The 23,204-nt window shown below is 38.5% G+C and carries 22 protein-coding genes; 6 read left to right on the top strand and 16 right to left on the bottom strand.

The annotated features are described in order from the left end of the window. Positions 1–113 precede the first annotated feature (113 nt). The 8 genes from AB1284_RS01160 to AB1284_RS01125 form a co-directional block, all read right to left on the bottom strand. Positions 114–1,580: an aldehyde dehydrogenase gene (locus AB1284_RS01160; RefSeq protein WP_429752328.1), complete on the bottom strand. Its 1,467-nt coding sequence runs from the start codon at positions 1,578–1,580 to the stop codon at positions 114–116. A gap of 13 nt (positions 1,581–1,593) precedes the next feature. Beyond that, complete coding sequence (locus AB1284_RS01155; protein ID WP_098309001.1) at positions 1,594–2,052, bottom strand: RidA family protein; 459 nt, start codon at positions 2,050–2,052, stop codon at positions 1,594–1,596. Next, on the bottom strand, positions 2,024–3,061 hold the full coding sequence (locus tag AB1284_RS01150; protein WP_429754376.1) for an amidohydrolase family protein: 1,038 nt from the start codon (positions 3,059–3,061) through the stop codon (positions 2,024–2,026). The genes AB1284_RS01155 and AB1284_RS01150 overlap by 29 nt, the downstream gene beginning before the upstream one ends. Beyond that, positions 3,052–3,591: a 3-hydroxyanthranilate 3,4-dioxygenase gene (locus tag AB1284_RS01145; protein ID WP_429754377.1), complete on the bottom strand. Its 540-nt coding sequence runs from the start codon at positions 3,589–3,591 to the stop codon at positions 3,052–3,054. The genes AB1284_RS01150 and AB1284_RS01145 overlap by 10 nt, the downstream gene beginning before the upstream one ends. 96 nt (positions 3,592–3,687) lie before the next feature. Further along, on the bottom strand, positions 3,688–3,879 hold the full coding sequence (locus tag AB1284_RS01140; RefSeq protein WP_098308999.1) for a tautomerase family protein: 192 nt from the start codon (positions 3,877–3,879) through the stop codon (positions 3,688–3,690). A gap of 49 nt (positions 3,880–3,928) precedes the next feature. Then, entirely contained in the window at positions 3,929–4,483 is a 555-nt protein-coding gene (locus AB1284_RS01135; RefSeq protein WP_429752331.1) for an NADPH-dependent FMN reductase, read from the bottom strand. A gap of 286 nt (positions 4,484–4,769) precedes the next feature. Next, a complete protein-coding gene (locus tag AB1284_RS01130; RefSeq protein ID WP_429752333.1) occupies positions 4,770–5,306 on the bottom strand; it encodes an FAD synthetase in 537 nt (178 codons plus the stop codon). An 84-nt stretch (positions 5,307–5,390) separates the two neighbouring features. Next, complete coding sequence (locus AB1284_RS01125) at positions 5,391–6,869, bottom strand: 4-hydroxyphenylacetate 3-hydroxylase family protein (protein ID WP_429752335.1); 1,479 nt, start codon at positions 6,867–6,869, stop codon at positions 5,391–5,393. Between the two features lie 604 nt (positions 6,870–7,473). On the opposite strand from AB1284_RS01125, the gene AB1284_RS01120 reads away from it, so the two are divergent. Both AB1284_RS01120 and AB1284_RS01115 read left to right on the top strand, forming a co-directional pair. Further along, complete coding sequence (locus AB1284_RS01120; RefSeq protein WP_429752337.1) at positions 7,474–8,103, top strand: Crp/Fnr family transcriptional regulator; 630 nt, start codon at positions 7,474–7,476, stop codon at positions 8,101–8,103. Between the two features lie 174 nt (positions 8,104–8,277). After that, complete coding sequence (locus tag AB1284_RS01115) at positions 8,278–8,943, top strand: Crp/Fnr family transcriptional regulator (protein ID WP_429752339.1); 666 nt, start codon at positions 8,278–8,280, stop codon at positions 8,941–8,943. 99 nt (positions 8,944–9,042) lie between these two features. Here AB1284_RS01115 and AB1284_RS01110 read toward each other — a convergent pair whose 3' ends face one another. The 8 genes from AB1284_RS01110 to fdhF all read right to left on the bottom strand — a co-directional run bounded on the left by AB1284_RS01110 (position 9,043) and on the right by fdhF (position 17,905). Beyond that, entirely contained in the window at positions 9,043–9,144 is a 102-nt protein-coding gene (locus AB1284_RS01110) for an FbpB family small basic protein (protein ID WP_429752341.1), read from the bottom strand. 9 nt (positions 9,145–9,153) lie between these two features. Continuing rightward, positions 9,154–9,744 (bottom strand): NTP transferase domain-containing protein, encoded by a 591-nt coding sequence (locus tag AB1284_RS01105; RefSeq protein ID WP_429752343.1) that lies wholly within the window; start codon positions 9,742–9,744, stop codon positions 9,154–9,156. Between the two features lies 1 nt (position 9,745). After that, positions 9,746–10,702 carry an XdhC family protein gene (locus tag AB1284_RS01100; protein WP_429752345.1) on the bottom strand — a complete coding sequence of 319 codons (957 nt, stop codon included), beginning with the start codon at positions 10,700–10,702 and terminating at the stop codon, positions 9,746–9,748. Beyond that, positions 10,702–11,169, bottom strand: coding sequence for a (2Fe-2S)-binding protein (locus tag AB1284_RS01095; RefSeq protein WP_429752347.1), 468 nt, complete (start codon positions 11,167–11,169; stop codon positions 10,702–10,704). The genes AB1284_RS01100 and AB1284_RS01095 overlap by 1 nt, the downstream gene beginning before the upstream one ends. Further along, the gene (locus tag AB1284_RS01090; protein ID WP_429752349.1) at positions 11,166–12,008 is read right to left on the bottom strand and encodes an FAD binding domain-containing protein; all 843 of its coding nucleotides are present in this window, start codon (positions 12,006–12,008) and stop codon (positions 11,166–11,168) included. Before AB1284_RS01090 ends, AB1284_RS01095 begins: the two co-directional genes overlap by 4 nt. Further along, complete coding sequence (locus tag AB1284_RS01085) at positions 11,995–14,346, bottom strand: xanthine dehydrogenase family protein molybdopterin-binding subunit (protein ID WP_429752351.1); 2,352 nt, start codon at positions 14,344–14,346, stop codon at positions 11,995–11,997. The genes AB1284_RS01090 and AB1284_RS01085 overlap by 14 nt, the downstream gene beginning before the upstream one ends. Positions 14,347–14,465: 119 nt before the next feature. Continuing rightward, positions 14,466–14,951: a DUF1641 domain-containing protein gene (locus AB1284_RS01080; protein ID WP_429752353.1), complete on the bottom strand. Its 486-nt coding sequence runs from the start codon at positions 14,949–14,951 to the stop codon at positions 14,466–14,468. A gap of 11 nt (positions 14,952–14,962) precedes the next feature. Then, positions 14,963–17,905, bottom strand: a complete 2,943-nt coding sequence (fdhF, locus tag AB1284_RS01075) for a formate dehydrogenase subunit alpha (protein WP_429752355.1) — start codon at positions 17,903–17,905, stop codon at positions 14,963–14,965. A gap of 432 nt (positions 17,906–18,337) precedes the next feature. Between fdhF and fdhD the strand changes: the two genes are divergently transcribed. From fdhD to AB1284_RS01055, 4 genes are all read left to right on the top strand, one after another. After that, positions 18,338–19,138: a formate dehydrogenase accessory sulfurtransferase FdhD gene (gene fdhD / locus AB1284_RS01070; RefSeq protein WP_429752357.1), complete on the top strand. Its 801-nt coding sequence runs from the start codon at positions 18,338–18,340 to the stop codon at positions 19,136–19,138. A 258-nt stretch (positions 19,139–19,396) separates the two neighbouring features. Continuing rightward, complete coding sequence (locus AB1284_RS01065; RefSeq protein ID WP_429752359.1) at positions 19,397–19,903, top strand: N-acetyltransferase family protein; 507 nt, start codon at positions 19,397–19,399, stop codon at positions 19,901–19,903. Between the two features lie 866 nt (positions 19,904–20,769). Further along, positions 20,770–21,441, top strand: coding sequence for a response regulator transcription factor (locus AB1284_RS01060; protein ID WP_429752361.1), 672 nt, complete (start codon positions 20,770–20,772; stop codon positions 21,439–21,441). Positions 21,442–21,729: 288 nt separating this feature from the next. After that, positions 21,730–23,106 (top strand): ATP-binding protein, encoded by a 1,377-nt coding sequence (locus AB1284_RS01055; protein WP_429752363.1) that lies wholly within the window; start codon positions 21,730–21,732, stop codon positions 23,104–23,106. The last annotated feature ends 98 nt before the right edge of the window (positions 23,107–23,204 follow it).

Below are 23,204 nucleotides of genomic sequence, written 5' to 3'. Positions count from 1 at the left end.
ATTCAGAGAGAAGCAAAGAAGATAGGTGGGGGATACCTGCCCGTAAAAACCCGATTGGTTCAACTAACCGTCAGTGGTGGATGAAGAAAACCCCCACTGACGGAAGTTTCACTTTATAACTTCATTGTTATAGTTTTCGCTTCAGTGTAGAATTCAAAGCTATGGCGTCCGCCTTCCCTGCCAATTCCGCTCGCCTTCGATCCTCCGAAAGGCGTTCTTAAATCCCTATGGTACCAACAATTGATCCATAGCAATCCTGAATTCACTCGAGATGCTACACGATTAGCGCGACGTAAATCATTTGTCCAAACGACACCCGCAAGACCATAAATAGAGTCATTTGCAATTTGGATCGCTTGTTCTTCTGTTTTGAACGGAATCACAACTAGTACAGGACCAAAAATTTCTTCTTGCGCTATCCTCATCTTGTTATCTACATCATAGAAAACAGTCGGCTCATAGAAATTCCCTTCAGTCAATCCTTCAACCCGCTTACCGCCAATAGCAAGCTTCGCACCTTCAGAAATCCCGATTTGTACATAATTATCCACTGTTTCCAAATGACCACGGGAAACAAGAGCACCCATATCTGTATCTTCATCCAATGGATTTCCAACTTTAATCTTCCTCACAGCCTCAACAAACTTTTCTAGGAATTTATCATACACACTTTCTTGCACTAATAAGCGAGATCCAGCTAAGCATATTTCTCCTTGATTCCTAAAAATGGCCTCAATTGAACCTTTTACTGCCTCATCCAGGTCTGCATCTTCAAAAACAATGTTAGCTGACTTTCCACCTAATTCAAGTGATACAGGAATTAACTGGGAAGCTGCATTCTTCATAACCGTTTTTCCAGTAGTAGTTTCCCCAACGAAAGAAATACGTCGAACATGAGGGTGAGTCGTCATTGCTGTACCAACCGTTCCACCTGGACCTGTAATAATATTCAATACCCCCGGAGGAAGACCTGCTTCATTAGCAATCTCCCCTAACATCACAGCACTGAGAGGGGTATAAGAAGCTGGCTTCACGATCACGGTATTCCCGGCAGCTAATGCTGCAGATGCCTTCCAAGTCATTTGCATAAAAGGAAGATTCCATGGAATGATCAAGCTCGTTACACCTGCTGGTGCATATTTCGAATAACTCATGTGCTTAGATTGATCATAATGTTCATGATTGATATATTTGGCCATTTCGGCAAAGAAACGTAGATTGGATGCCGCTCTAGGAATATCAAAACCTCGACTCTCTTTAATTGGTTTCCCTACATCAAGCGTTTCAATCATAGCTAACTCATCGACTCTTTCCATCACAAGATCAGACATTCTGCAAAGAATTTTCGATCTCTCTTCAACCGGCATTTCACTCCAAATACCGCTTTCAAACGTGCGCTGAGCCACTGTAATTGCCTTTTCAACATCTTGCTCATTTGCATTCGCTACGGATGCTAACTTTCGATTGGTCGAAGGATCGATCGTATCGAATGTCTCTCCGGAAATCGAGTCTATATATTCGCCATTAATAAATAGCTTTGCATCCTTGATTTTTATTTGATTTTCTAAAATCTTGCTCATACGATCCCTCCTCCTATTCCTCAATCTCTAAAATCATTTCAATTTCAACAGCTGTATTGTTCGGCAATTGAGCCATTCCCACTGCAGAGCGGCCATGCTTTCCTTTTTCTCCGAATACTTTCACAAGCAAGTCAGAAGCCCCATCCATCACTTTAGGCTGAGACGTAAAATCTTCCGTACTATTCACAAATCCAAGAATTTTGACAACACGCTTCACTTTGCTTAATCCGCCCAGTTCATGGCTAACAGCACTCAATAAATTTAGCATCGATTGACGGGCGGCCAGATACCCCTCTTCAACTGTCAAATCTCTTCCCAATTTCCCATGATATTGGTCAACACCCTGTCCAGCTGTAAACAATAAGTTTCCTGTCCGTACGCAGCTCACGTAATTTCCTACCGCAGAACGAACGGGTGACAACGTTAATCCCATTTCCTTTAATCTACTCTCCGGCGTTTGCACTGTTGGCATAGACAGCTCCTCTTTTCTTCTTTTCAATATTTAAAAACTTGGCAGCATTGCCGCCCAGCATATCTGCTTTTTGCTGCTCTGTTAATTCAATCGTTTCATCGATGACTTTTCCAGGGTCGATTTCACGAAGCAAAAATGGATAATCCGAACCCATGAAAATCTTCTCATGTCCGAAACGCTCAATCATGTATTTAATATTTAGTGGGTCATAATTTAACGAATCAAAATAAAACTGCTTTGCATAGTGACTTGGAGGATGTGTCGTCAACCGTAAATGCGGCCATACTTCCCACCCTTTATCTAATCGCGGAAGTATGTACGGGAAGGATCCGCCTCCATGTGCAAAACAAACTTTCAATCTCGGAAACTTCTCCATGATACCGCTCCATACTAACGTCGCCGCAGCAAGAGCCGTTTCACTCGGCATCCCTACTGTGTACATGAAATTATGATTCGGCATTCGATCACGGCCTAACGTTTCCCATGGATGAATAAAAAGAGGCACTTCCCACTTCTCAGCCATTTCGAAAAATTCGATGAAGGAAGGATCATCTAAATTTTGGCCATTTACGTTCGTACCGATTTCAATCCCATGCAGCTGTAATTCGTTCATGCAGCGTTCCATCTCTTTTACAGCGGTTGGTCCATCCTGCATCGGAACCGTTCCTAATCCAACGAAGCGATCGGGATACTTGGCAACCGTTTCGGCAATGAAGTCATTTTGAACTCGTGCCATTTCCGCCGCATGCTTCGGCTCCGCCCAATAAGAAAAAGTAACAGGAATTGGTGACAATACTTGAATGTCTACTCCTTCACGATCCATATCCGCTATACGTTTTTCAGGACACCACACCTGATCGGTTACATCGCGGAAGTTCTTTCCTCCCACCATAATAGATGCACCGCACGTACACGTCCGTTGCAACACCGGCCAGCGTTCCCCTCCATACTTCTCTGCAAAATCCGGAAAGCTTTCTGGAATAATATGTGTATGAAAATCTATTCGCATTTCCATTCACTCGCTTCCGGCGACATAACATGTCCGCAATGTTTGCATGTTCGCAATTCCAGGCTTCCATTGAACTGGTCGATGGCTTCCTTTACTTGAACTTCAATGTTGGTTAATTGAACACTAACCCGATGCATTTCAGAATCACACTCATCGCAGAACCATACAAAATCCTCTAATTCACCTTCATTCCTGTTACGTTCTATAACAATACCGATTGTATCCGCAACTCGGTGCGGGGAATGGGGAACATTCGGAGGAAGTAAAAATACTTCTCCTTCTTTTACAGTGATTACTTCTCGCTTTCCTTCTTCATTAATAATTTCAACGTAACAATCTCCTTGTAGTTGATAGAAAATTTCCGCTGAGGGATCTACATGAAAATCACGTCGTTTATTCGGGCCTCCGAGTACCATAAACATTAACTCTGAATCTTTCCAAATCACTTTATTATTTACTGGTGGTTTTAGCTGATCTTTATTTTCCTCGATAAACTTCCACAAATGAATCGGTTTGAATGCACTCGTCATTTTCATCGTTTTATACACTCCTCATATCATTTAATATTGGCTGTATTTCTTGACACTTTATTTTGAGGCGAAAACAAAGATGAATGTTTTCTATTTTCAACCTCTTCTTTTTTCCACCGTTGTTCCACCAATTGCCCAGTGTGTCGATGGAATATCGTAAATTAATACCCTAACCCTTTCAGGAGAAACTGCTAACGTTTCGGATACCGTTTGTGTTACATTTTCAATCAAACGTTCTTTTACTTCTTGATCTCGACCCTCGATAATTTTCAGTTCAACAATAGGCATTGGAATCCCCCGTTTACAAAATTAAAAACCAAATTACGATTCAGACGCATTACAACGAAGCTAATACATTATTCTTTAATCCTTTTTGCATCAATACTACTTCTTTAGCCAAATCCGCAATTCTGCTTAATACTTCCTCATCCACTATTTCATTCTGCTTATTGAAATGGTCGGTATGAGTGTAAACAGAGCCCGGTGCCACATAGGCGCGGAAATAACCAGCGATTGGTTTTAATTGATTTTCAATCACCAGGTAATGTTGATAAGTCCCCCCTGTAGCAATAAATCCCATCACTTTATGGCGAAGAGCCTGTGGATGGATCAAGTCAAATAAGTTTTTTAGAGCTCCTGTGAGAGATCCCTGAAAAATTGGAGTACCAATAATATAGAAATCAGCCGAAGAAACCATATCTATAACCTTTTTTGTATCCTCATTGTAAGTGGATGGATCTCGTCCATCACAAAACTGGACATTATAATCTTTCAAGTCTAACAATTCTACTTCAAGTTCAGGATGCAGACGCTTCGCTTCCTCTAATACCTTTTCCACCACAATACGCGGTTTTGCACCTATAATCGTTCCGGATATACCCAATAATTTCATCCTAATCTATCCTCCTAAAAACTCTTCATCACCTTACTCTATCGAATACAGTGAAACTTCCATCAATAGGGGTTTTCTTCATCCCCCACTGATGGTTAGTTGAACCAATCGGGCTCTTACGGGCAGTTTCTTCGTTCTTCTTTGAATCTTGAGGTGGGGGTCTCACTGCCCGTTAGTGTGGGATAAAACTCTTAATATATCGATTTATCCAGGTTAATCTCTAAAATTCCCCTTCATCATAACGACGTTGGACAATACTATGGCACATTCTTAATTCTTTCAAACCCTAGCTTCCAAGCGGCCATCCTAATAAAGAATAAGATTGTTTAATGTCTCCTTTAGAAATCAATTGACGTATTCTAGTAGACGAAATCAGAATTCCATCTGAACAACAAACAGGTTGAGCAATTTGAACACAAAAATGCTGTGCAAGAAGATTTATATCCCCTTCTCTGTTTTTCCCAAAGCGGAAATCTTCTCCCACCATGATTTCTAAAGGATTCAGATTCATTAAATTTTTAATAAAATCAAGAGGATGGCGACTAGCATATAATTCATCAAACCTTGCAATGATTACATGATCTATTCCCAACTGTCCCAATCGAATCAATTTTTTTGGAACTGGTGTCAAAATACGTGCCCCTTGGAAACAATGTCGAGGAGGCGGATCAAAAGTATACACCACACTTGGTACCCCTAGAATCCTAGCTTTTTTCACCGCTTCTCTAATCACAGCTTGGTGCCCTTGATGAACTCCATCAAAAGCGCCAATTGCTATCACCGATCCAGGTAACCTTAAAATTTCATTTACATGCGTTTCCATATCCCCGCCTCCTCTTGGGATTAAAAGCTGTTTCGATTTGAATCATGAGCACAAACTTCATATATTTGCAGATAAACTCTATATCTATTTATTTGTTACTATTTCTTTCAATTTACTTACTTGTAATGCGTCATCAACCATATCAAATGTACGCTGACGTTTAATTGAATTGTAAAATATAGCTTTTTTCCGGATTGGGTCACCTGTATAATAACGTTCATATTGAAGTAATCGTTGACCGAAAGCTTCGCCGCACAAATCCCAAGCTAACTTGAATACGCTTACACGTTCTGTTGCAGATACGCCCGCTCTTCCAACATAATAACGGTCCATATCTTCTCTCAATTCCGGGCTTTCAAAATCAGCACCAGTTGGAGACAACAATAATCCGCCAGCTCCTATGGTTTGCATCAGTTCAATGGCACGCGGATACATCTTTGGCAATAAGCCACGAATCGTTTCAAGAGGCACCCAATTTGGCATAGCCTCACCCTTAGGGGTAATCTCATACTCATACTCTGCAACACGCAATAATGCCCTTATGGATTCCACAGCTTGGAGTAACTCCCCGAGGCTTTCTTGAACATGTAAAAATCCATCTACTCCAATTGAATCAGCTAACCTGCATGTTACTTCCGTAGCAAATTGAAGTTTTAAGAGCCCTCTCACTGCAGACTGATGCGCTGGCTGCTGTGCAATTCCTGTTTTTGGATAAAGAAGGTTTGCGGCTTCCACATTGTTATAAATAAATACTCGATCCCAAGGAACTAAAACATCCTTAAAGACTAATAGCGCATCCATTTCTTCAAAGCGTGATGCTAATGGGTGATCGAACAACGGACGGGTTCCATCCTGCATCGGTTCACGGCAAATGATTCGAAGACCTGGCGTATCAATTGGCAGCGCAAATGATAGCGCATAACGTTCATCACCAGGTTTGTATCCTGGGAAGGTATAGATAATAACTTCGTCTGTGACAGGAGCAAGTGTAGCTAAAAATTTAGCACCTCTCACGACAAGTCCTTCAGACGTCTCTTCAACGACTCCTAAATGAGTGAACATATCCTGTTGCTCATGAGAAGATTTGCTTCGGTCATTTTGAGGATTGATAATGGCATGCGTTAAAAACAAATCATTATCGCGAACATAGCGATAATATTTGCGTATATTTTCAGCCCATTGCTTATTGTATCCTTCAAAAAAGTCAGAATTACTATACATTGAGGTAATTACTATGTTTAAAAAGTCCGGAGATCTTCCCATTAAACCAAAAGTAGCCTTTGCATAGGCTTCAAATGCCGCTCTGCGTTTCGTTAAATCTTCATAGTTTTTTGGAACCAAAAACGCATTGTTCACTCTTTCTCCAGTTTCTTCACAGATGTGGGTAATTTTATCTTGATATTCCGGATCATGTTGCATATCATATAGCTTTGCGATTTCTAACACTGTTTGCTTTAATACCGGCTCATCAAACACGTTTTCAACTTTTTTTCCTGCAAGCCATACCTCTGGTTTTCGAGACTTTACAGCATTAATATATTGATCACCTGTACGGATTCCCATAACAATCCTCCTAGTTTTATAGTTTTTTTATCTTTTCATCTCTTTGATTTTAAATAATATCCTCTTTAAACGAGATTAACTTAAATTATCGCTCGATAACCACACTGAAAATTCAGTAAATTACCGATAAGCTGCTTTTAATGTCCTTTCAATTGTCACTTCCTTCATAATTTTTTACAGATCTCAATTGTTATTGCATACCTAAGGCATATTATAGTGATGAACCATCTGGATCACTGTAATCTAGTTAACATTTTATTGATTTTTCAGACAATAAAATGTGTTATATTGATTTTAAATACATTTAAATTTAAACTAGTGTAAAGTATTTAACACTTTTTAATTTTTTTCAACGCAGGTATGATAGGAATGATTTAAAGAGTCTTATCTTATAAAAGGTAATCAAACCCTCAAGAAAGAAAGCGCTACCAATTATATGTGAAGTAGATTTCCCATCAAAAAATATTCATAGAAAACCAATTTAATATATCGAAATATTATGGTGCCGATTACTTCTATTTCCTTATAAAGAGGGGGACAATGCTGATAGGTCTAGAGTGAATATTCCTAATTTTCAAAAATAAATATTCCAGGAGTGAATACTATGATTATGTTCTTTAATAATCACATTAATTGGAATGAGTATTTAAAATTTGGAACTAGGCAATTTTTCAAAGAAAAAACAGTGGTATATGAGCAGGGTACAATCGGAGATGGCTTTTACTATGTTCATAAGGGCTTAGTTAAAGTGATTACCTCTACAACAAAGGAAAGTGACCGTATATTAAATATCGTAGTCCCTGGCCAGTTATTAGGTGTCCAAACAATGGATCGACAGGTTCACTTTACAACGGCTATAACAGCAAAAGACTCCATACTCTATTATTTTTCTTATGAGAAGTTCCAAGAACTCATAAGCTTACATCCAACGTTATTAAACCTTTTTACAAAAACGGTAATCCAAAAAATGCACCTTCTTACTGAGCAAATTCATTTAAACACGCATTCTGCAGAGAAACAAATTGCCTCAATACTTCTAAATATTTGTTATGAATTTAAAAATTATGAAGTTCTTCTAACACAACAAGATCTCGTGAAGTGTACAGGCTTAACACGGATAACTGTATACAAAATATTAAAACAATGGCAGAAAGAAAATATAATAGACATTCAAAAGCGAAAATTTATAATTACAAATCCAGATTTATTAAGAAACTACGTTATCAATTCATAGACAATTGTACTTAACGCATATAGTGCAAAACTTTTTCCTCTAACATTCATTTCGTGTATATTCCTTAATTATCCACTTTGGCAGAGATAAAAAGTGGATAATTTAGTTGAAATATAAAATTTCTGTTGCATTACCTAAAGGAAAAACACATCATTTATCAAAAGAGGGTGTCAAATGTTAAATCTTCGCTACGCATGGAGTTCATTTTTAAAATATGGACAATTTATCGAGGTGGAAGAAAATACAGTTATTTACCACCAGGGAAGTGACGGAAAAGGATTTTATTACTTAAGCAAAGGAGAAATAAAAATTACAATTCTATCCGATAAAGGAGAAGAGCGTACCGTTAACTATGTTCCGGAAGGTATGCTGTTTGGGGAGAATGGAATTAATAAAGAAGTCTATTTAACTACCGCAATCACAACATCTCCTTCAGTTTTGTATCATTTCTCCGATGAAGCATTAACAAGAATATGTAAAGAACACCCAAATGCAGCGACTATATTTACGAATTCCTTAATTTATAAATTCAGATTGTTGGCAGAGATTATTGCTTTTCTTGATAGCCCTGTTGAACAACAAATGGCACACTATTTACTAAAGCTTGTTAATGAAAACGGTAAGTTTACCATTAATCAAACATCATTTGCCCGTTACATTGGCACATCTCGCATTACCGTAAATAAAATTTTCCAAAAATGGAATAAGGATGGAATAATTAAACTTTCTGATCGAACAATCCATATTATTGATACTAATAAAATGAAAGAAATTCAAGGCTCTGGTATGAGAAATTTACCAAACTTGGATATGCTAATATTATCATCCTCTCAAAAATAAATGTATTGGGGAACATCTAAAAAATATATATGAAAGAAGAATAACTTCAAATAATTGAATTTTTTGTCAACTAGTGAATGAATAAAAAACTAGCCATTACTAGGCTAGTTTTTTTGTTATATAAGATTGTTCGATTCGTTGCTCAATTTTTTCTAAGGCTTTTTTATCATTGACTATTTTTTGTGTATTTTCTTGTACCAAATATATTCATCACTTTATAATTTTCGTATAATCACTCCAACTATTCACATCATAAAAAAAGGCCACTTCTTCATATGGTATCGTTATGCCCTTTACAAATGACTCTTGAAAAATAGTACGAGCTCCTTGATCACCTTTTAATCTTTGCAAATAAGGAAATACTTTCTTTGCAAATAAAACAGGCGGTCTTACAATTCCGCGATACTTTGCTGCTACATAATGGACCGTTTCATTTTGTTTATAACAATCTATTAATTCATTAATTAGCTCTGTTTTAATAAAGGGTTGATCAGCCAGTAAGACAACAATTCCATCGGCATTCATATGCATTGCTTTCTTAACACCGCAGCGAAGTGAATGTGATTGTCCTTGGCTAGAATGGGAACAAGAAAGAATGTGCAAGTTCTCATATCGTAATGATTGTGAAACCCAACTCGCGTCATTCGTGACAATAATAATATCGGAGAGATTTGAGGACAAGGCAGTTTTGAGGGCTGCATTACCTAGTGGTTCATTATGTAAAGGAAGAGAAAGTTTATGTATTCCCGGTCCCATTCGTCTACTATTTCCAGCCGCCAAGTATATACCAATGATTTTCATCTCACTTTCCCCGCAACTTCCCGATGATTTCAGCCATGATACTAATGGAAATTTCACTTGGACCTTGTGCACCAATTGAAATTCCAACTGGAAAATGGAGATGATGAGGGATTGGTTTCCCTTCTAATAAGCGCTCTGTACGATGACGCGGTCCTAAAACACCTATATAACGAATATTTTTTTCTAATAAGAGAGATAGTAATTGTCGATCTTTTTCAAAATGATGCGTCATAATTACAAGAAAATCACTTGGATATAATGAAAGTTGTTGTATCACTTCTACTGGAAAACCAACTACACATGCATCTGCATGTGGAAATTGATCAGTATTACATAAGTCCTCCCGCCAATCGCAAACTGTTACAAAGAAGCTCGTTTCCTTCGCAAAACGAACGAGTGGCTTTGCATCCTCTCCTGCGCCAAAAATAAATAGGCGGGGCTTTGGTATAAAATGTTGGCTATAATAGTCATCTTGTAAACCATTTTTCAAGTCAGTTGCCTGCGGAATAAATCCTTCCCAATTACCACGCGTATTACCATTGTTATATATAAGTGCAGTTTGCTCTAAGGAAAGATTTTTCACCATCCAAGCGGAGGAACCATTTGTAAGGTGAATATATAACTCTTGTAAAATCGCTTTATAGTTATCATCTATATGCTCCACTAATACATGAATGACACCATTACATCCTACTCCCCAAGACAAATCATCTTCTGCTTTCGTATTAAATGTATGGATCGCCCAAGTGTTATGCTCCATAACATCTGTTGCATAGTAGAAAAGCTCTTCTTCTATGCAACCTGCGCTTAGCATTCCTACTTTTGTACCATCTTCTCGGAAAAGCATTATCGTTCCTTCTTTTCTATATGCCGATCCTTCAACATGAATAATCGTCGCTAACGCACAGCGTTTTTCACAACATAAAAGCGCTTCTAGTACATCATATGTGGAAGCCATTATGAATTTCCTCGCTGCTTTTGTAAGACAGACTTTACAGCTTCTTCAATTTCTTGATAACTTGTGCATCGGCAAATATTAGAACTTAACCATTCCTCAATCGTTCGCTCATCTGCATCAGGCCTTTGTGTAACAAGTCCGTGGCAATTCATAATAAATCCTGGTGTGCAGTACCCGCATTGGAAAGCCCATTTCTCTTCAAAAGCTCGTTGAATGGGTGCCCCTTGTAATCCCTCAATCGTTGTAACTTGCTTTCCAACCGCTTCAACAGCTAGCATAATACATGACTTAATGGGTTTCCCATCAACAAGAACTGTACAAGCACCACAATCACCATTTTCACAGCCAGGCTTCGCTCCTGTTAAATCAAGTTCATAACGTAATATATGTAGCAGCGTATCAGCCATCCTGGCAACTACTTCTCGTCTTTCGCCATTTACATGCAAAATAAGTTGGACGTCCCTCATGATTCTCCCATCCCTTCAAGCTTTATCAGCATATCATGAAGTACATATTGAAATACAAATGTCCGATAAGCACGCGAGCCTCTTATATCATCTAATACAGGAGCAGGAGTATGGGTTAGAGCGCGTTCAATTCTTTCCTCAAATGGAATATGCTTATTATTTAAATCCGCTTCCATCCTAAATGAACGAAACGGAAACACACACAAGCCGCTGCACGCCATCCGAATTTCGTCACCATATTTTATCGCTGCAACTGTCACAAGAGGATAATCAATTTTTTCAAGTTGGCGTTTTTTCACACTATAATACGGCGTTGTTACATACCGCCGATCTGTAATGATTTGTACAAGAAACTCACCCTTTTGTAATTGTAATTTTTCCACAAAAGCTTGATGGGCAGGTACATACCGAATTCCCTCTATCCCTGCAATGACAAATGTACTATCAGCTAGTAAAAAAGGCAGCACTGCCTCCTTATATTTAATCCTTCCCGCAACATTTCCACCAATCGTAATTTGATTTCTTGCTGTGCGATCTGCAGCTCGGCCAGCAGTTTCACCAAGAAGCGGAAAGACTTGCGCTTCTTGAACACTTGTTATCGTCAATGTTGCACCAAGGAAAAGTTTGTCATCCTTCCATTCACAAATATTACATTCTGGAATATCTTTTATATCAATCACAGCTTTTGTTCTAATTCGCTGCGAACGTCCCAACGTGATAATTTCCGTGCCGCCTCCATAGTAAAGCGGCTTCTTTCCCTCTTTATCTAACTGGTGAAATAACTGAATTGCTTCTTGAATAGAATCCGGACGATAATACTCAAAATCAAATGGTATCATACGGCCCCTTCTCCTTTTCTTGCTTTTCTTTCCAAATTAATTCCGGGATAAGCGGTAAGTTTCGTAATGAAACATCGGCCGCAATTGATAAACTGTTCGCTAAAGCTGCCGGCATGCCAATAATTCCATGTTCTCCAAGTCCTCTAGAACCAAATGCCGCTTCTTCATGCGGCACTTCTACAAAATCCACTATATACTTTGGCTGTTGGCCGTAATGGATGACTTTATAAGAACGAAACTGATGATTCAAATTCCTTTCTTTTGCATCATAGTGAAATGTTTCTCGCGTTGCAAAACTTAGCCCCATGCTCATGGCTCCCATAATTTGTGTCTCTGCTCCCTTTTTATTTAAAACTGTTCCTGCATCTGCAACTGTTACAGCATTCAATAATCGGTATGTATAGTCTTTGGGATTAAACTCCACTTCTACAGCTTGCGCTCCTACTCCCCATTCCGGGCCTTGTTTCCCTTTCCCTGTTTCATAATCAATGTCTGTAATTCCCTCAAGTACGTAACTCCCTTTCCCTACCACTTCTGTTCCTTTTACATTTCCATTTGAATCTACATATCCAAACACAATTTTCGAAAAAGGTACATACATATCCCGATTCGTTTTGACATATACTTCTTTTCCTGCAATCTCTAATTCTTCTGCGGGGTATCCAAGTATACTTGAAGCCGTTTGGCAGAGCTGTCTCATTGCGTCTTCTGCAGCCATTACAACCGCATTTCCAACAAGGAGTGTCGTTCGACTCGCTGCTGTTTTCCAATGTTTTGGAGAAACTTGTGTATTGACCTCCATCATGATATGCACATCATCAACATCCATGTTCATTTTCTCTGCAACCATTTGCGTTAGCACTGTTTTTGTTTCTTGCCCAATTTCAACAGCACCGCAATTGATATTTACACTACCATCGCCGTTAAAGGTTAACACCGCACCTGCTCCAGCATTACTTGGTGTAGTCGAATTTTTCCATAAGCAGCTAATCCCTTTTGCACGTATCATGCCATTAGATAGAGTAACTTTCTTTCCCTCTTCCCAATTTATAAGCGATTTTAATTTTTGTAGACACGCTGTAATATCTCCCGTATTACTTGATGTTACAGGCACTTGTGTCGGTGTTGTATCTCCTGGTCTAATTGCATTTTTCAGACGAAACATAAGCGGACACATTCCTAATTTCTCAGCAAGTATATCAATCGTTCGCTCCATTACAAATGTATACTCCGAATGCCCAAAACCTCTAAACGACGTTGCATATGTATGGTTTGTATACATACCAAGCGAATCACACCAAACGTTTTCGATCGCATATGGACCTGTGCAGTCCAGTCCAGCTGCCTTACTCATCGTCACTGCCCGATCAGCATAAGCACCGCCGTCAAATAAATACAAAATTTCGGCTGCTTGCAGTTTTCCCTCTTTTGTGCATCCAAGCTTTACTTTTGCTTGTAAACCGATATGAACAGGGGACGTTATAAAATCTTCCTCTCTACTATTTCGAAGAGTAACCCGTCTTCCCCCTACTACTTTTGAAGCAAGATATGCTAAAAATTCAAGTTGTACCGCTGTTTTCCCGCCGTATGCTCCTCCGACTAACGGCACATATACAATGACTTTCCCTTCATCAATTTGAAAAAATTTACTTAACTGCCTCTTTATTTCAAAAGGAGCCTGTGAGGTAGAATGAACAATAACGTCTCCATTAGGCTTTATTTCTACCCTAGCACACCGTGTTTCCATCGCTGCATGATCGGCTTGTCGAAAAGAAAAGGTTTCCTCAACAACAACGTCACTGCTAGCAAATCCTTTTTGAATATCACCCTTACGAATTTTCGTCTGATTTGCGATATTCGTATGCGGCTTTGGGTATACTTTTTCTTCTAATTTATATTGTTCCACATGTTCATGTACTAATATGTTTGTTTCATTATAGGCCTGCAAGGGCGAACGAATAACCGGAAGTTCTTCATATATCACACGGATTCGTGTTGCTGCCTCTCTTGCAATTGCTTCATTATCCGCTACAACAAGCGCAACAGGCTCACCAAAATATCGTACTTTCTCAAAAGCTAACGGAGGATGATCAACGATGCTTGAACCAACAAGAATGGGATAATCTGCTCCTGTTATCACAGCATGTACGCCCTGTACTTTCTTCGCTTCACGAATATCTATACTCTTAATATAAGCATGCGCATATGTACTCGTAAGAAGTTTCGCATACAGCGTGCCAACCTCTATTTCATCATTAATATACTTCGCTCTTCCCGTTACCTTATCAGCACTTTCTTTTCGCTTAACACTTTTCCCGATGATACGATACCGTTCCATTCCGAGCCCCCTTTGTTGTACCCTTCTACCATCCTATTTACACTACTAACAATTTAGTACAGATCTCTCTATACAAAAAAATAGGCTACTAGTATTTAGCTAGCAGCCTATTTTTCTTATTAGTTCTTCTTTTCTAGTCCTTGACCAAATGCTTTCAAAAAATTAAATCCAAATGTAATTGCTCGATTTATATCTGGATCTCGTAATACTTTAAAGAAATTCATCACACTTGTTTTCTGGCCTTTTTTTAATTCATCTGTTGCATATTGTAAACCTGTAACTAAACTAGATGTTACTTGCTTGGTCACTTCTGGGTCTACTGAAGATAGCGCTTCTCCTGCACCCATCATATTATTTAATGCATTTTTTACTGGTTCACGGTTTAGTTGTTCAATCGCAATTTTCGAAACATCTTCTTTCGCTGCCAGCAAGCTCACTGCAGCATCTAACAAACCAGCTTTTTGAAGCTGTGCTAGCAAATGAATCGTTTCTTCAATTGCCTGTTGATTCTCTCCTAATTGCTGTAATAATTCCTCAGAAGCCTGTTGCTTCTTTTGTTCCTCTGTTACAACCGTTTTTTGAATCATCGTAATTTCTTTTGCCACAGTGCTCCCCCCTAGTTTTCATCCACAAGTGATACATATTGTTTTCGTTGCCATTTCTTTTCTACTTCGACACCATTTTGCGGATGACGCTTTTTATTTCGCGGGTTGGAAGCAGGCAGCGGACGATTTCCTTTTTCACGCAGCACACGCATTTTGACGCGTGTTTGTTTATATGCCGGTGTACATGTATAAAGATCGGTCGCCGTTCCTGTTAAAATATTAATTGCTTCTTCATTTACTGTTGCATGCATCGGTAAATATAGTTCGTTTCCAGTTACCCGATCTGTAATAAGCGCTGGAACTTTTATTTTTCCAAACGGTGATGCAAGTTCTACAAGACTTCCATCCTTCACATTTCGCTCCATCGCTAGCTCCGGAGAAATCTCAACAAATACCTCTGACATTTTCGATAAAATACCTGCCGATTTTTTTGTCATATTCCCCTCATGGAAATGTTCGAGCATTCGGCCATTATTTAATAATAAATCATATTCTTCCGGGGCCTCGACTGGCGGTACCCATTCATTAAGTGATAGACGTGCCTTTTTATCAGGAAAATTAAATCCATCTACATATAATAATGGTGTATCGCTGCCATCATGACTGCCCCAGCACAAGCTATTCCATCCTTCTAAACGATCATATGTTGCCTGTGAATATAACGGAGCAAGTGATGCGATTTCATCCATAATTTCGCTTGGATGTTCATAATTCCAATTTGCTCCTAGCGTACGAGCTACCTTTTGAAGAATCCACCAGTCTGGTTTCGAATCACCAAGCGGCGGCATTACTTCATATAAACGTTGAATGCGACGTTCTGTATTCGTAAATGTGCCTTCTTTTTCTAAACTCGGTGCTGCTGGTAAAATAACATCTGCAAAACGAGCTGTTTTTGTTAAAAACATATCTTGTACAACAAGGAAATCAAGATTTCCTAAAATGTGCTGCACATGATTAGCATTAGAGTCGACTAATGCCATTTCTTCCCCCATGACATACATGCCACGTAATTTCCCTGCTTCTGCAGCAATCAGCATCGCAATATTATTTAATCCCGGTTCTTTCGGAATAGGTACGCCGTATGCACTTTCAAATTTTGCGCGCAGTGCATCATCCGATATCGCTTGGTAACCAGGCAACCAGTTTGGTAATGTTGCCATGTCACAAGCACCTTGTACGTTATTATGCCCGCGAAGCGGATATGCTCCAGCACCCGGACGACGGTAGTTACCTGTTACAAGCAATAAGTTTGAGATAGCAGCAGACGTAGTACTTCCACCTGTATTCTGCGTCACACCCATGCCCCAAAGTACACATGTGCCATCTGCATCGCGAATCATTTTTGCCATTTCTTTTAATGTATCTTTGGAAATGCCTGTTATACTTTCTGTATAATCAAGCGTATACTTCTCTAACATTGTTTTATATTCATCAAAATTCTTTACGTTTTCAGCCAGAAATGCTTTATCATGCCAATCTTGATCGATTATATATTTCGTTACACCTGCAAGCCAAACATAGTCTGTCCCTTGACGCGGGTGAACAAATAAATCGGCACGCTCTGCCATTTCATGTTTACGTAAATCAGCCACAATTAATTTTTGATCATGCAATTTATGTGCACGTTTCACGCGCGTTGCAAGAACTGGATGACCTTCTGTTGGGTTTGCCCCAACAATAATAACAAGCCCAGCCTCTGCGATATCTTTAATTGTCCCTGCGTCACCGCCCATGCCTACAGTTTTAAATAGACCGTCTGTTGCCGGTGATTGACAATAACGGGAACAGTTATCCACGTTATTTGTTCCGTATACTTGGCGTGCAAGCTTTTGCATTAAATAGTTCTCTTCATTTGTTACTTTAGACGAAGAAATAAAACCAAAAGCATCACTGCCGTATTGACTTTTAATATGACTCATATTTGCTGCAACAACTTCCATCGCTTCTTCCCAAGTTGCTTCAACAAACATGTCTCCTTTACGGATAAGCGGCTTTGTAATACGTTCTTCACTATTTACAAAATCCCATCCAAATTTCCCTTTTACACACGTTGAAATCCCATTTACCGGTGCATCTGATACAGGCTGTACTTTTAAAATTTGACGGTCTTTCGTCCATACTTCAAATGAACATCCTACACCACAAAACGTACAAACAGTTTTCGTTTTATTTATTTTCGTTTTACGCATTGCTGCCTCTACTTCCGAAACAGCTAAAATACTGCTATAACCCGGTTCTACATCCTTAACAAAATCAATCATTGGATTTAAAACATCTTGTTTGAGACCTGTCATAAAGCCCGCTTCCCCAAGCATCGACTTCTCCATTAAAGCATTACATGGACAAACAGTTACACATTGGCCGCAACTTACACAAGACGAATCATTAATTGATACGCCATTATCCCAAATCACACGCGGCCGATCTAAATTCCAATCAATTGATAAGGTTTCATTTACTTGTAAGTTTTGGCATACTTCTACACATTGACCACATGCAATACATTGATTTGGATCATAACGATAAAATGGATGAGACATATCCACTTCTGAAGCGCTCACCTTTGGTTCATATGGATATTTCTGCTCTTCAATCCCCATCATATGCACTGTATTATGCACTTTACAATTCCCGTTATTATTATCACAAACAGTACAATACAATAGATGATTCTCCAATAACCGATCCATCGCTTCTGTTTGTGCTTCAATCGCTCGCTTTGATTTTCTTTCAATATACATACCTTCTTCAAGGTTCGTTGCACATGCACGCACCAACTTCCCGTTTACCTCAACAATACACGTATCACATGTCTGAATTGGGTCTACTTCTGGTACGTGACAAATTTGCGGATGTTCAAGCTTTCTTTCGTTTAATAACTGCAAGATCGTTTTTTTACCAGATGAAATGTACTCTACGCCATCAACAGTTACACGAATTGTGTGTTCTGACATCTTTCCCCTCTCCTTACAACCAACTGTACAACATGTTTTAAACAAATTTTGAATGCGTTTTCAAAACAATGTTGCTATACGCTATTTTTCAAAATAGAAAGCAGTTCTTAGAGTTAGATTCTTGATGTATAAAATAAGCTTACAATCGATGTATATTACTACTATTCTATTATATCGTAGAACACAAATAATCACCAAAAAATGTAGCAAAAATACAAAACGGATGCGTTTCCTTTTCTATTGTTTTATGATAAAGTGAAACTTCCTTTTGGAGCGCTCTTCTCCAAAAGGTTAGTTGAACCAATCGAGCTTTTATGGGCAGTTATCCCCCACCTGTCTTCTTCGCTTTTCTCTCAATCTTGAGGTGGGGGTCTTACTGCCCTAAAATAGCGGGATGAAAATGGGAGAATAATTGATAAAGGGGAATTTTATATGGAGTCTGTTCAAGGTACATATCCAATGATTCAGTACCGAAATGGTAAATTTCATCAAAAAGATGACGAAATTGTAACAGAATATCCACTTACAATTAAACTAAATGGTGAAGAATATGTAACGATTGTCTGTACACCTGATCATATTGAAGATATGGTCGTTGGCTTCTTAGTATCAGAAGGGATCATTCCTTCCTATGAACACATTGAACAATTATGGATCCAAAAAGAAAAAGGATTTGCGCATGTAACAACATCGCAAACAAATCCACTATATCAAACTTGTTATAACAAACGGTATGTTACATCTTGCTGCGGGAAAAGCAGACAAGGCTTTGTATTTGTCAATGATGCTGCAAAAGCAAAAACAATGCACGATATTCATATTACTCTCAAGCCAGAAGATTGCTTTCGCTTAATGAAAGATTTACAAGAGTCCTCTACTACTTTCAAGCAAACAGGCGGTGTACATAACACCGCGTTATGTGATGCAACACAAATTCTTATTTCCCGAATGGACATTGGGCGCCACAATGCCTTGGACAAAATTTACGGTTATTGCTTACGTAATAACATTTCAATACATGGAAAAGTAATTGCCTTTAGCGGCCGCATATCATCGGAAATTTTACTCAAGGTAGCAAAAATCGGCTGTGAAATTGTCCTATCGAAATCAGCCCCGACAAAATTAGCTTTAGAACTTGCTCAAGATTTAGGAATTACTGTCGTTGGCTTTATTCGCGGTGATTCTTGTAATATTTACACACATCCACAGCGAATCGAAGGTTTTATAAAGTGATACTTCCTTTTGAAGCGCTCTTCTTCAAAAGGTTAGTTGACCCAATCGGGCTCTTACAGACGGTTTGGTATTACTTCGCAGCTAAGCGCCTTACCGACTGTTAGAGCGGGGTAAAGTGAAGCTTCCATATAAAAAATTAAAAAGGTTTCTCACATGAGGAACCTTTTTAGTTATAAAAACGTAACATATATAGCTATTGAATAATTAATAAAGTTAATATATAATTTCATTACATAAAACCATTAGGAGGTTGCTTGTATGAACATTCGTGTCTTAACAAAAGAAGATGCAAGTATATATTTACAGCTTTGCGTAGAAGGGTTAACTCAAAATCCTGAAGCATTTAGTTCCTCTTATGAAGATGTTATGAAACAAGAAAATCCTGTTGCTGCAATGGCGAAACGATTAGACAATCCTGAAAAATTTACAATAGGTGCTTTTAAAGACGATGAATTAATCGGCATCGCCACACTTGAAATTAAACCATTTATTAAACAAGAGCATAAAGCAAAAATTGGCTCTGTGTATGTTTCTCCGAAGGCACGTGGTCTTGGTGCTGGAAGAGCATTAATTGAAACAATCATTGAAAATGCACCAAGGTTAAATATAGAACAAATCATGCTTGATGTTGTTGTCGGAAATGAACCGGCAAAGAAACTATACGAATCACTCGGTTTCCAAACATATGGCGTAGAAGAACGCGGTTTAAAATATAACGGACAATATTGGGATGAAGAGCATATGGTTTTATTTTTAAATACTTAGTCATAGAAGTCCACTAAAAAAGCCCCGCACATTGTGCGGGGCTTCTTATTTTTATCCCGTCCACGCGGGTTTTAATACAAACTCATCTATAAGAGCTCAATTGGCTCAGTTCATTATCATCGTTACCGTAATACAGGCTATAGCTGCATTTCGTTCCTATTTTTTAGGAATCCTTCTTTATGTTCATTATTTAAATTCCCTTTATTAACAAAAAAAGGTGAGATAGAAATTTTTCTTATCCGATGCGAGGTGAATACGAAAAATGTTCTCTATCTCACTTACACAATAGAATGGAATTTGCCATTTTGAAAAACAAAATGACAAGACGTTATGTCGCAACATAGGGTATTTTTTGTGCTGCTACATTCCCAATTATAATAGAAAGATTTGCAAAAGTAGTGCATTTTTTATGGCAATTGTCCTTTTCTTTATAATATGAACAGTGTTTTTTATAAAGTTCATGTAAAATATATAAGGGAAACTTCTAGCAATGAGGACTTAACTTTACCTATCTTCTGTAGAAAAGCAGAAACGGCTCGCCCAGAATCGCAGGGCGCCTACGCCCAAGACAGAGAGGCGCTTTTTGCCTCGTCCGAGAGGGCGAAACGACCGGGGATTCTAGCCACTAGAGCTGGACAACGATTCTCTCTCAATCTTGAAGTGGGGACCTACCGCCCGCGAATAGCGGGATAAAGTGAAACTTCCTTTTGGAGCGCTCTTCTCCAAAAGGTCAGCCCTCACCAATCGGGCTTTTACGGGCAGTTATCCCCCACCTATCTTCCTTGTTCCTCTTTGAATCTTGAGGTGAGGGGCTTACTGCCCGTTAATAGCGGGATAAATACTGGAAACTTGAGGTGTACATCGTTATGGCAAAACTATTATTAGTAGATGATGAAGAACGTATGCTGCGCTTATTAGATTTATTTTTAAGTCCGCGCGGGCATTTTTGCATGAAGGCAACTTCAGGACAAGAAGCACTTGAACTCGTTCAACAAAAAGAATTTGATCTTATCTTATTAGACGTGATGATGCCAAAAATGGACGGCTGGGAAACTTGCTTTCAAATTCGGCAAATAAGTAACGTACCCATTATTATGCTAACTGCACGTAATCAAAATTATGACATGGTAAAAGGTCTCACCTTAGGTGCTGATGACTATATTACAAAACCGTTTGATGAGCAAGTATTAATTGCTCGTATTGAAGCTGTACTGCGTCGTACGAAAAAGGAAGGGTTCGTAAGCTTTAACGGAATTGACTGGGATAAAACGAGGCATACCGTGACTGTCTATGATGAAAAGCTCGCTCTTACACCAATTGAATTTTCATTACTTGGACTCTTTTTGCAAAATATAAACCGTGCTTATAGCCGTGATGAACTTATCGAAAAAATATGGGGATTTCAAACAGATATTGAATATCGTACCGTTGATTCTCACATTCGTAATATACGCGAAAAGCTTCGAAAAGTAGGATTCCCTATTGAAGATTATCTAGAAACTGTTTATAAAATCGGTTACAAATGGAAAGGTAACTAATCGTAAAGATAAAGTGAAACTTCCTTTTGGAACGCTCTTCTCCAAAAGATTAGTTGAACCAATCGGGCTCTTACAGTCGGTTTGGTATTACCTCGTAGCTAAGCATCTTATCGACTGTTAGAGCGGGGTAAAGTGAAACTTCCATCGGAATGCCTTTCTCCGATGGTTAGCCCTCACCAATCGGGCATATGCCAGCAGTTTTTCTTCTACCGAATTTCGTTGTTTCTTCAGAACTTTGCGGCGGGAGTCTTACTGCCTGTTAGTACAGGAAAAAGGTTGTGAATCATAATGAATAAACTTTCTATAAAGCTTGGTACATACTTTTTATTATTATCTCTTTGCATTGAATCCGTATTATTTGTATCCTTTCATACAACACTGGCGCAAATGCGTGTAAATGAAGAAACTACAGCCTTATTAGCAAAGGGAAATTGGTATCGTGATATTATTGAAAAACGCTATAGCGAACGAGCCGTTGAACGCGCAACGATGATGGAATCTAACTCCCCTTCTCATACGAAACTCGTCATAACAAATGCAGCGGGTAATATTTTATCTTCTTCTGATCCCATTACAGAAGACATGCACAAACAACTTGTACAAAAGATTACGTATATTCCTAGAGATGGAATGATAACAGAAGATCGCTGGAAAGCGTCAAAATATATTTCAACAGTCAGTCCTATTACAAAATATGGGGTAGTGGTTGGCTATGTCCATATGTTTTTAGCAACTGCTTCTATAAAAGAAATGATTTATCGCTTAACGAAACAGTTCGTTACCGTCGGTGCATTGACAGTGGCTCTCACAACAATTTTAGTGTTTTTATTTTCAAGAGTTATTACAAATCCACTTATCAAAATGAAGCGAGCAACCGAAAAAATGATGAAGCAAAATGAACCGATTACATTAGGTATTAAGAGTAAGGACGAATTAGGGAGTTTAGCAGGAACAATTGAACAGCTTTCTAGTGAGCTAACCTATATGAAAAAGGAACGAAATGAATTTCTCGCAAGTGTCGCACATGAATTATTAACCCCGCTCACATATGTAAAAGGATATACAAAAGTTGCAAAAAGAGAGTCTTTATCGAAAGAAGAACGGGAAGAATATTTACAAATCATTGAAGAAGAAACAGAAAATATTACCGAACTCGTACAAGATTTATTTGAACTTGCACAGCTTGAACAACACCAATTTGCTATAAAAAAGCAGCCCATTTCACTGCTACCATTTGTAGAGCGTATGGTTGAAAAAATAAAACCATCTCTTCAAAAAAAGAAAATGGACATCTCTTTATATTGCTCTGAAGATTTATCTGTCTGCATAGACGAACGCCGCATGGAGCAAGTCATGCTGAATTTACTCCATAATGCACACCAACATTCTCACGAAGATTCTCAAATTACAGTACAAGTATTAAAAAAGGAGCATACTTTTCTTATACATGTGCAAGATGAAGGAGAGGGAATTCCAAGTGAAGACTTACCGCATATTTTTGAGCGCTTCTATCGGGTCGATAAATCCCGAACACGAGCAACTGGTGGAAAAGGTATTGGCTTAGCTGTTGCAAAAGAAATCGTAGAATTACACGGTGGTTCTATACATGTAACAAGTGAAGTTGGAGTTGGAACTGTATTTACGATAGAATTACCAATCCAATAACATTTTTATTATTTTAGTAAATAATTTTCAATCAATAAAATTAACCATAAATAGTATATTTTTGAAATTATTATTACTTTAATATAATATGTATATAC

Source organism: Bacillus sp. S2(2024) (genome assembly GCF_050474045.1).
Taxonomy (GTDB): Bacteria; Bacillota; Bacilli; order Bacillales; family Bacillaceae_G; genus Bacillus_A; species Bacillus_A yunxiaonensis.
The sequence above is the reverse complement of the archived record's forward strand: the minus strand, read 5'-3'. Positions and strand labels throughout refer to the sequence as shown.

Coding starts and splice junctions, on each gene's coding strand:
- AB1284_RS01160 (WP_429752328.1), bottom strand. CDS start 1,580: ATGAGCAAGATTTTAGAAAATCAAATAAAAATCAAGGATGCAAAGCTA.
- AB1284_RS01155 (WP_098309001.1), bottom strand. CDS start 2,052: ATGCCAACAGTGCAAACGCCGGAGAGTAGATTAAAGGAAATGGGATTA.
- AB1284_RS01150 (WP_429754376.1), bottom strand. CDS start 3,061: ATGCGAATAGATTTTCATACACATATTATTCCAGAAAGCTTTCCGGAT.
- AB1284_RS01145 (WP_429754377.1), bottom strand. CDS start 3,591: ATGACGAGTGCATTCAAACCGATTCATTTGTGGAAGTTTATCGAGGAA.
- AB1284_RS01140 (WP_098308999.1), bottom strand. CDS start 3,879: ATGCCTATTGTTGAACTGAAAATTATCGAGGGTCGAGATCAAGAAGTA.
- AB1284_RS01135 (WP_429752331.1), bottom strand. CDS start 4,483: ATGAAATTATTGGGTATATCCGGAACGATTATAGGTGCAAAACCGCGT.
- AB1284_RS01130 (WP_429752333.1), bottom strand. CDS start 5,306: ATGGAAACGCATGTAAATGAAATTTTAAGGTTACCTGGATCGGTGATA.
- AB1284_RS01125 (WP_429752335.1), bottom strand. CDS start 6,869: ATGGGAATCCGTACAGGTGATCAATATATTAATGCTGTAAAGTCTCGA.
- AB1284_RS01120 (WP_429752337.1), top strand. CDS start 7,474: ATGATTATGTTCTTTAATAATCACATTAATTGGAATGAGTATTTAAAA.
- AB1284_RS01115 (WP_429752339.1), top strand. CDS start 8,278: ATGTTAAATCTTCGCTACGCATGGAGTTCATTTTTAAAATATGGACAA.
- AB1284_RS01105 (WP_429752343.1), bottom strand. CDS start 9,744: ATGAAAATCATTGGTATATACTTGGCGGCTGGAAATAGTAGACGAATG.
- AB1284_RS01100 (WP_429752345.1), bottom strand. CDS start 10,702: ATGGCTTCCACATATGATGTACTAGAAGCGCTTTTATGTTGTGAAAAA.
- AB1284_RS01095 (WP_429752347.1), bottom strand. CDS start 11,169: ATGAGGGACGTCCAACTTATTTTGCATGTAAATGGCGAAAGACGAGAA.
- AB1284_RS01090 (WP_429752349.1), bottom strand. CDS start 12,008: ATGATACCATTTGATTTTGAGTATTATCGTCCGGATTCTATTCAAGAA.
- AB1284_RS01085 (WP_429752351.1), bottom strand. CDS start 14,346: ATGGAACGGTATCGTATCATCGGGAAAAGTGTTAAGCGAAAAGAAAGT.
- fdhF (WP_429752355.1), bottom strand. CDS start 17,905: ATGTCAGAACACACAATTCGTGTAACTGTTGATGGCGTAGAGTACATT.
- fdhD (WP_429752357.1), top strand. CDS start 18,338: ATGGAGTCTGTTCAAGGTACATATCCAATGATTCAGTACCGAAATGGT.
- AB1284_RS01065 (WP_429752359.1), top strand. CDS start 19,397: ATGAACATTCGTGTCTTAACAAAAGAAGATGCAAGTATATATTTACAG.
- AB1284_RS01060 (WP_429752361.1), top strand. CDS start 20,770: ATGGCAAAACTATTATTAGTAGATGATGAAGAACGTATGCTGCGCTTA.
- AB1284_RS01055 (WP_429752363.1), top strand. CDS start 21,730: ATGAATAAACTTTCTATAAAGCTTGGTACATACTTTTTATTATTATCT.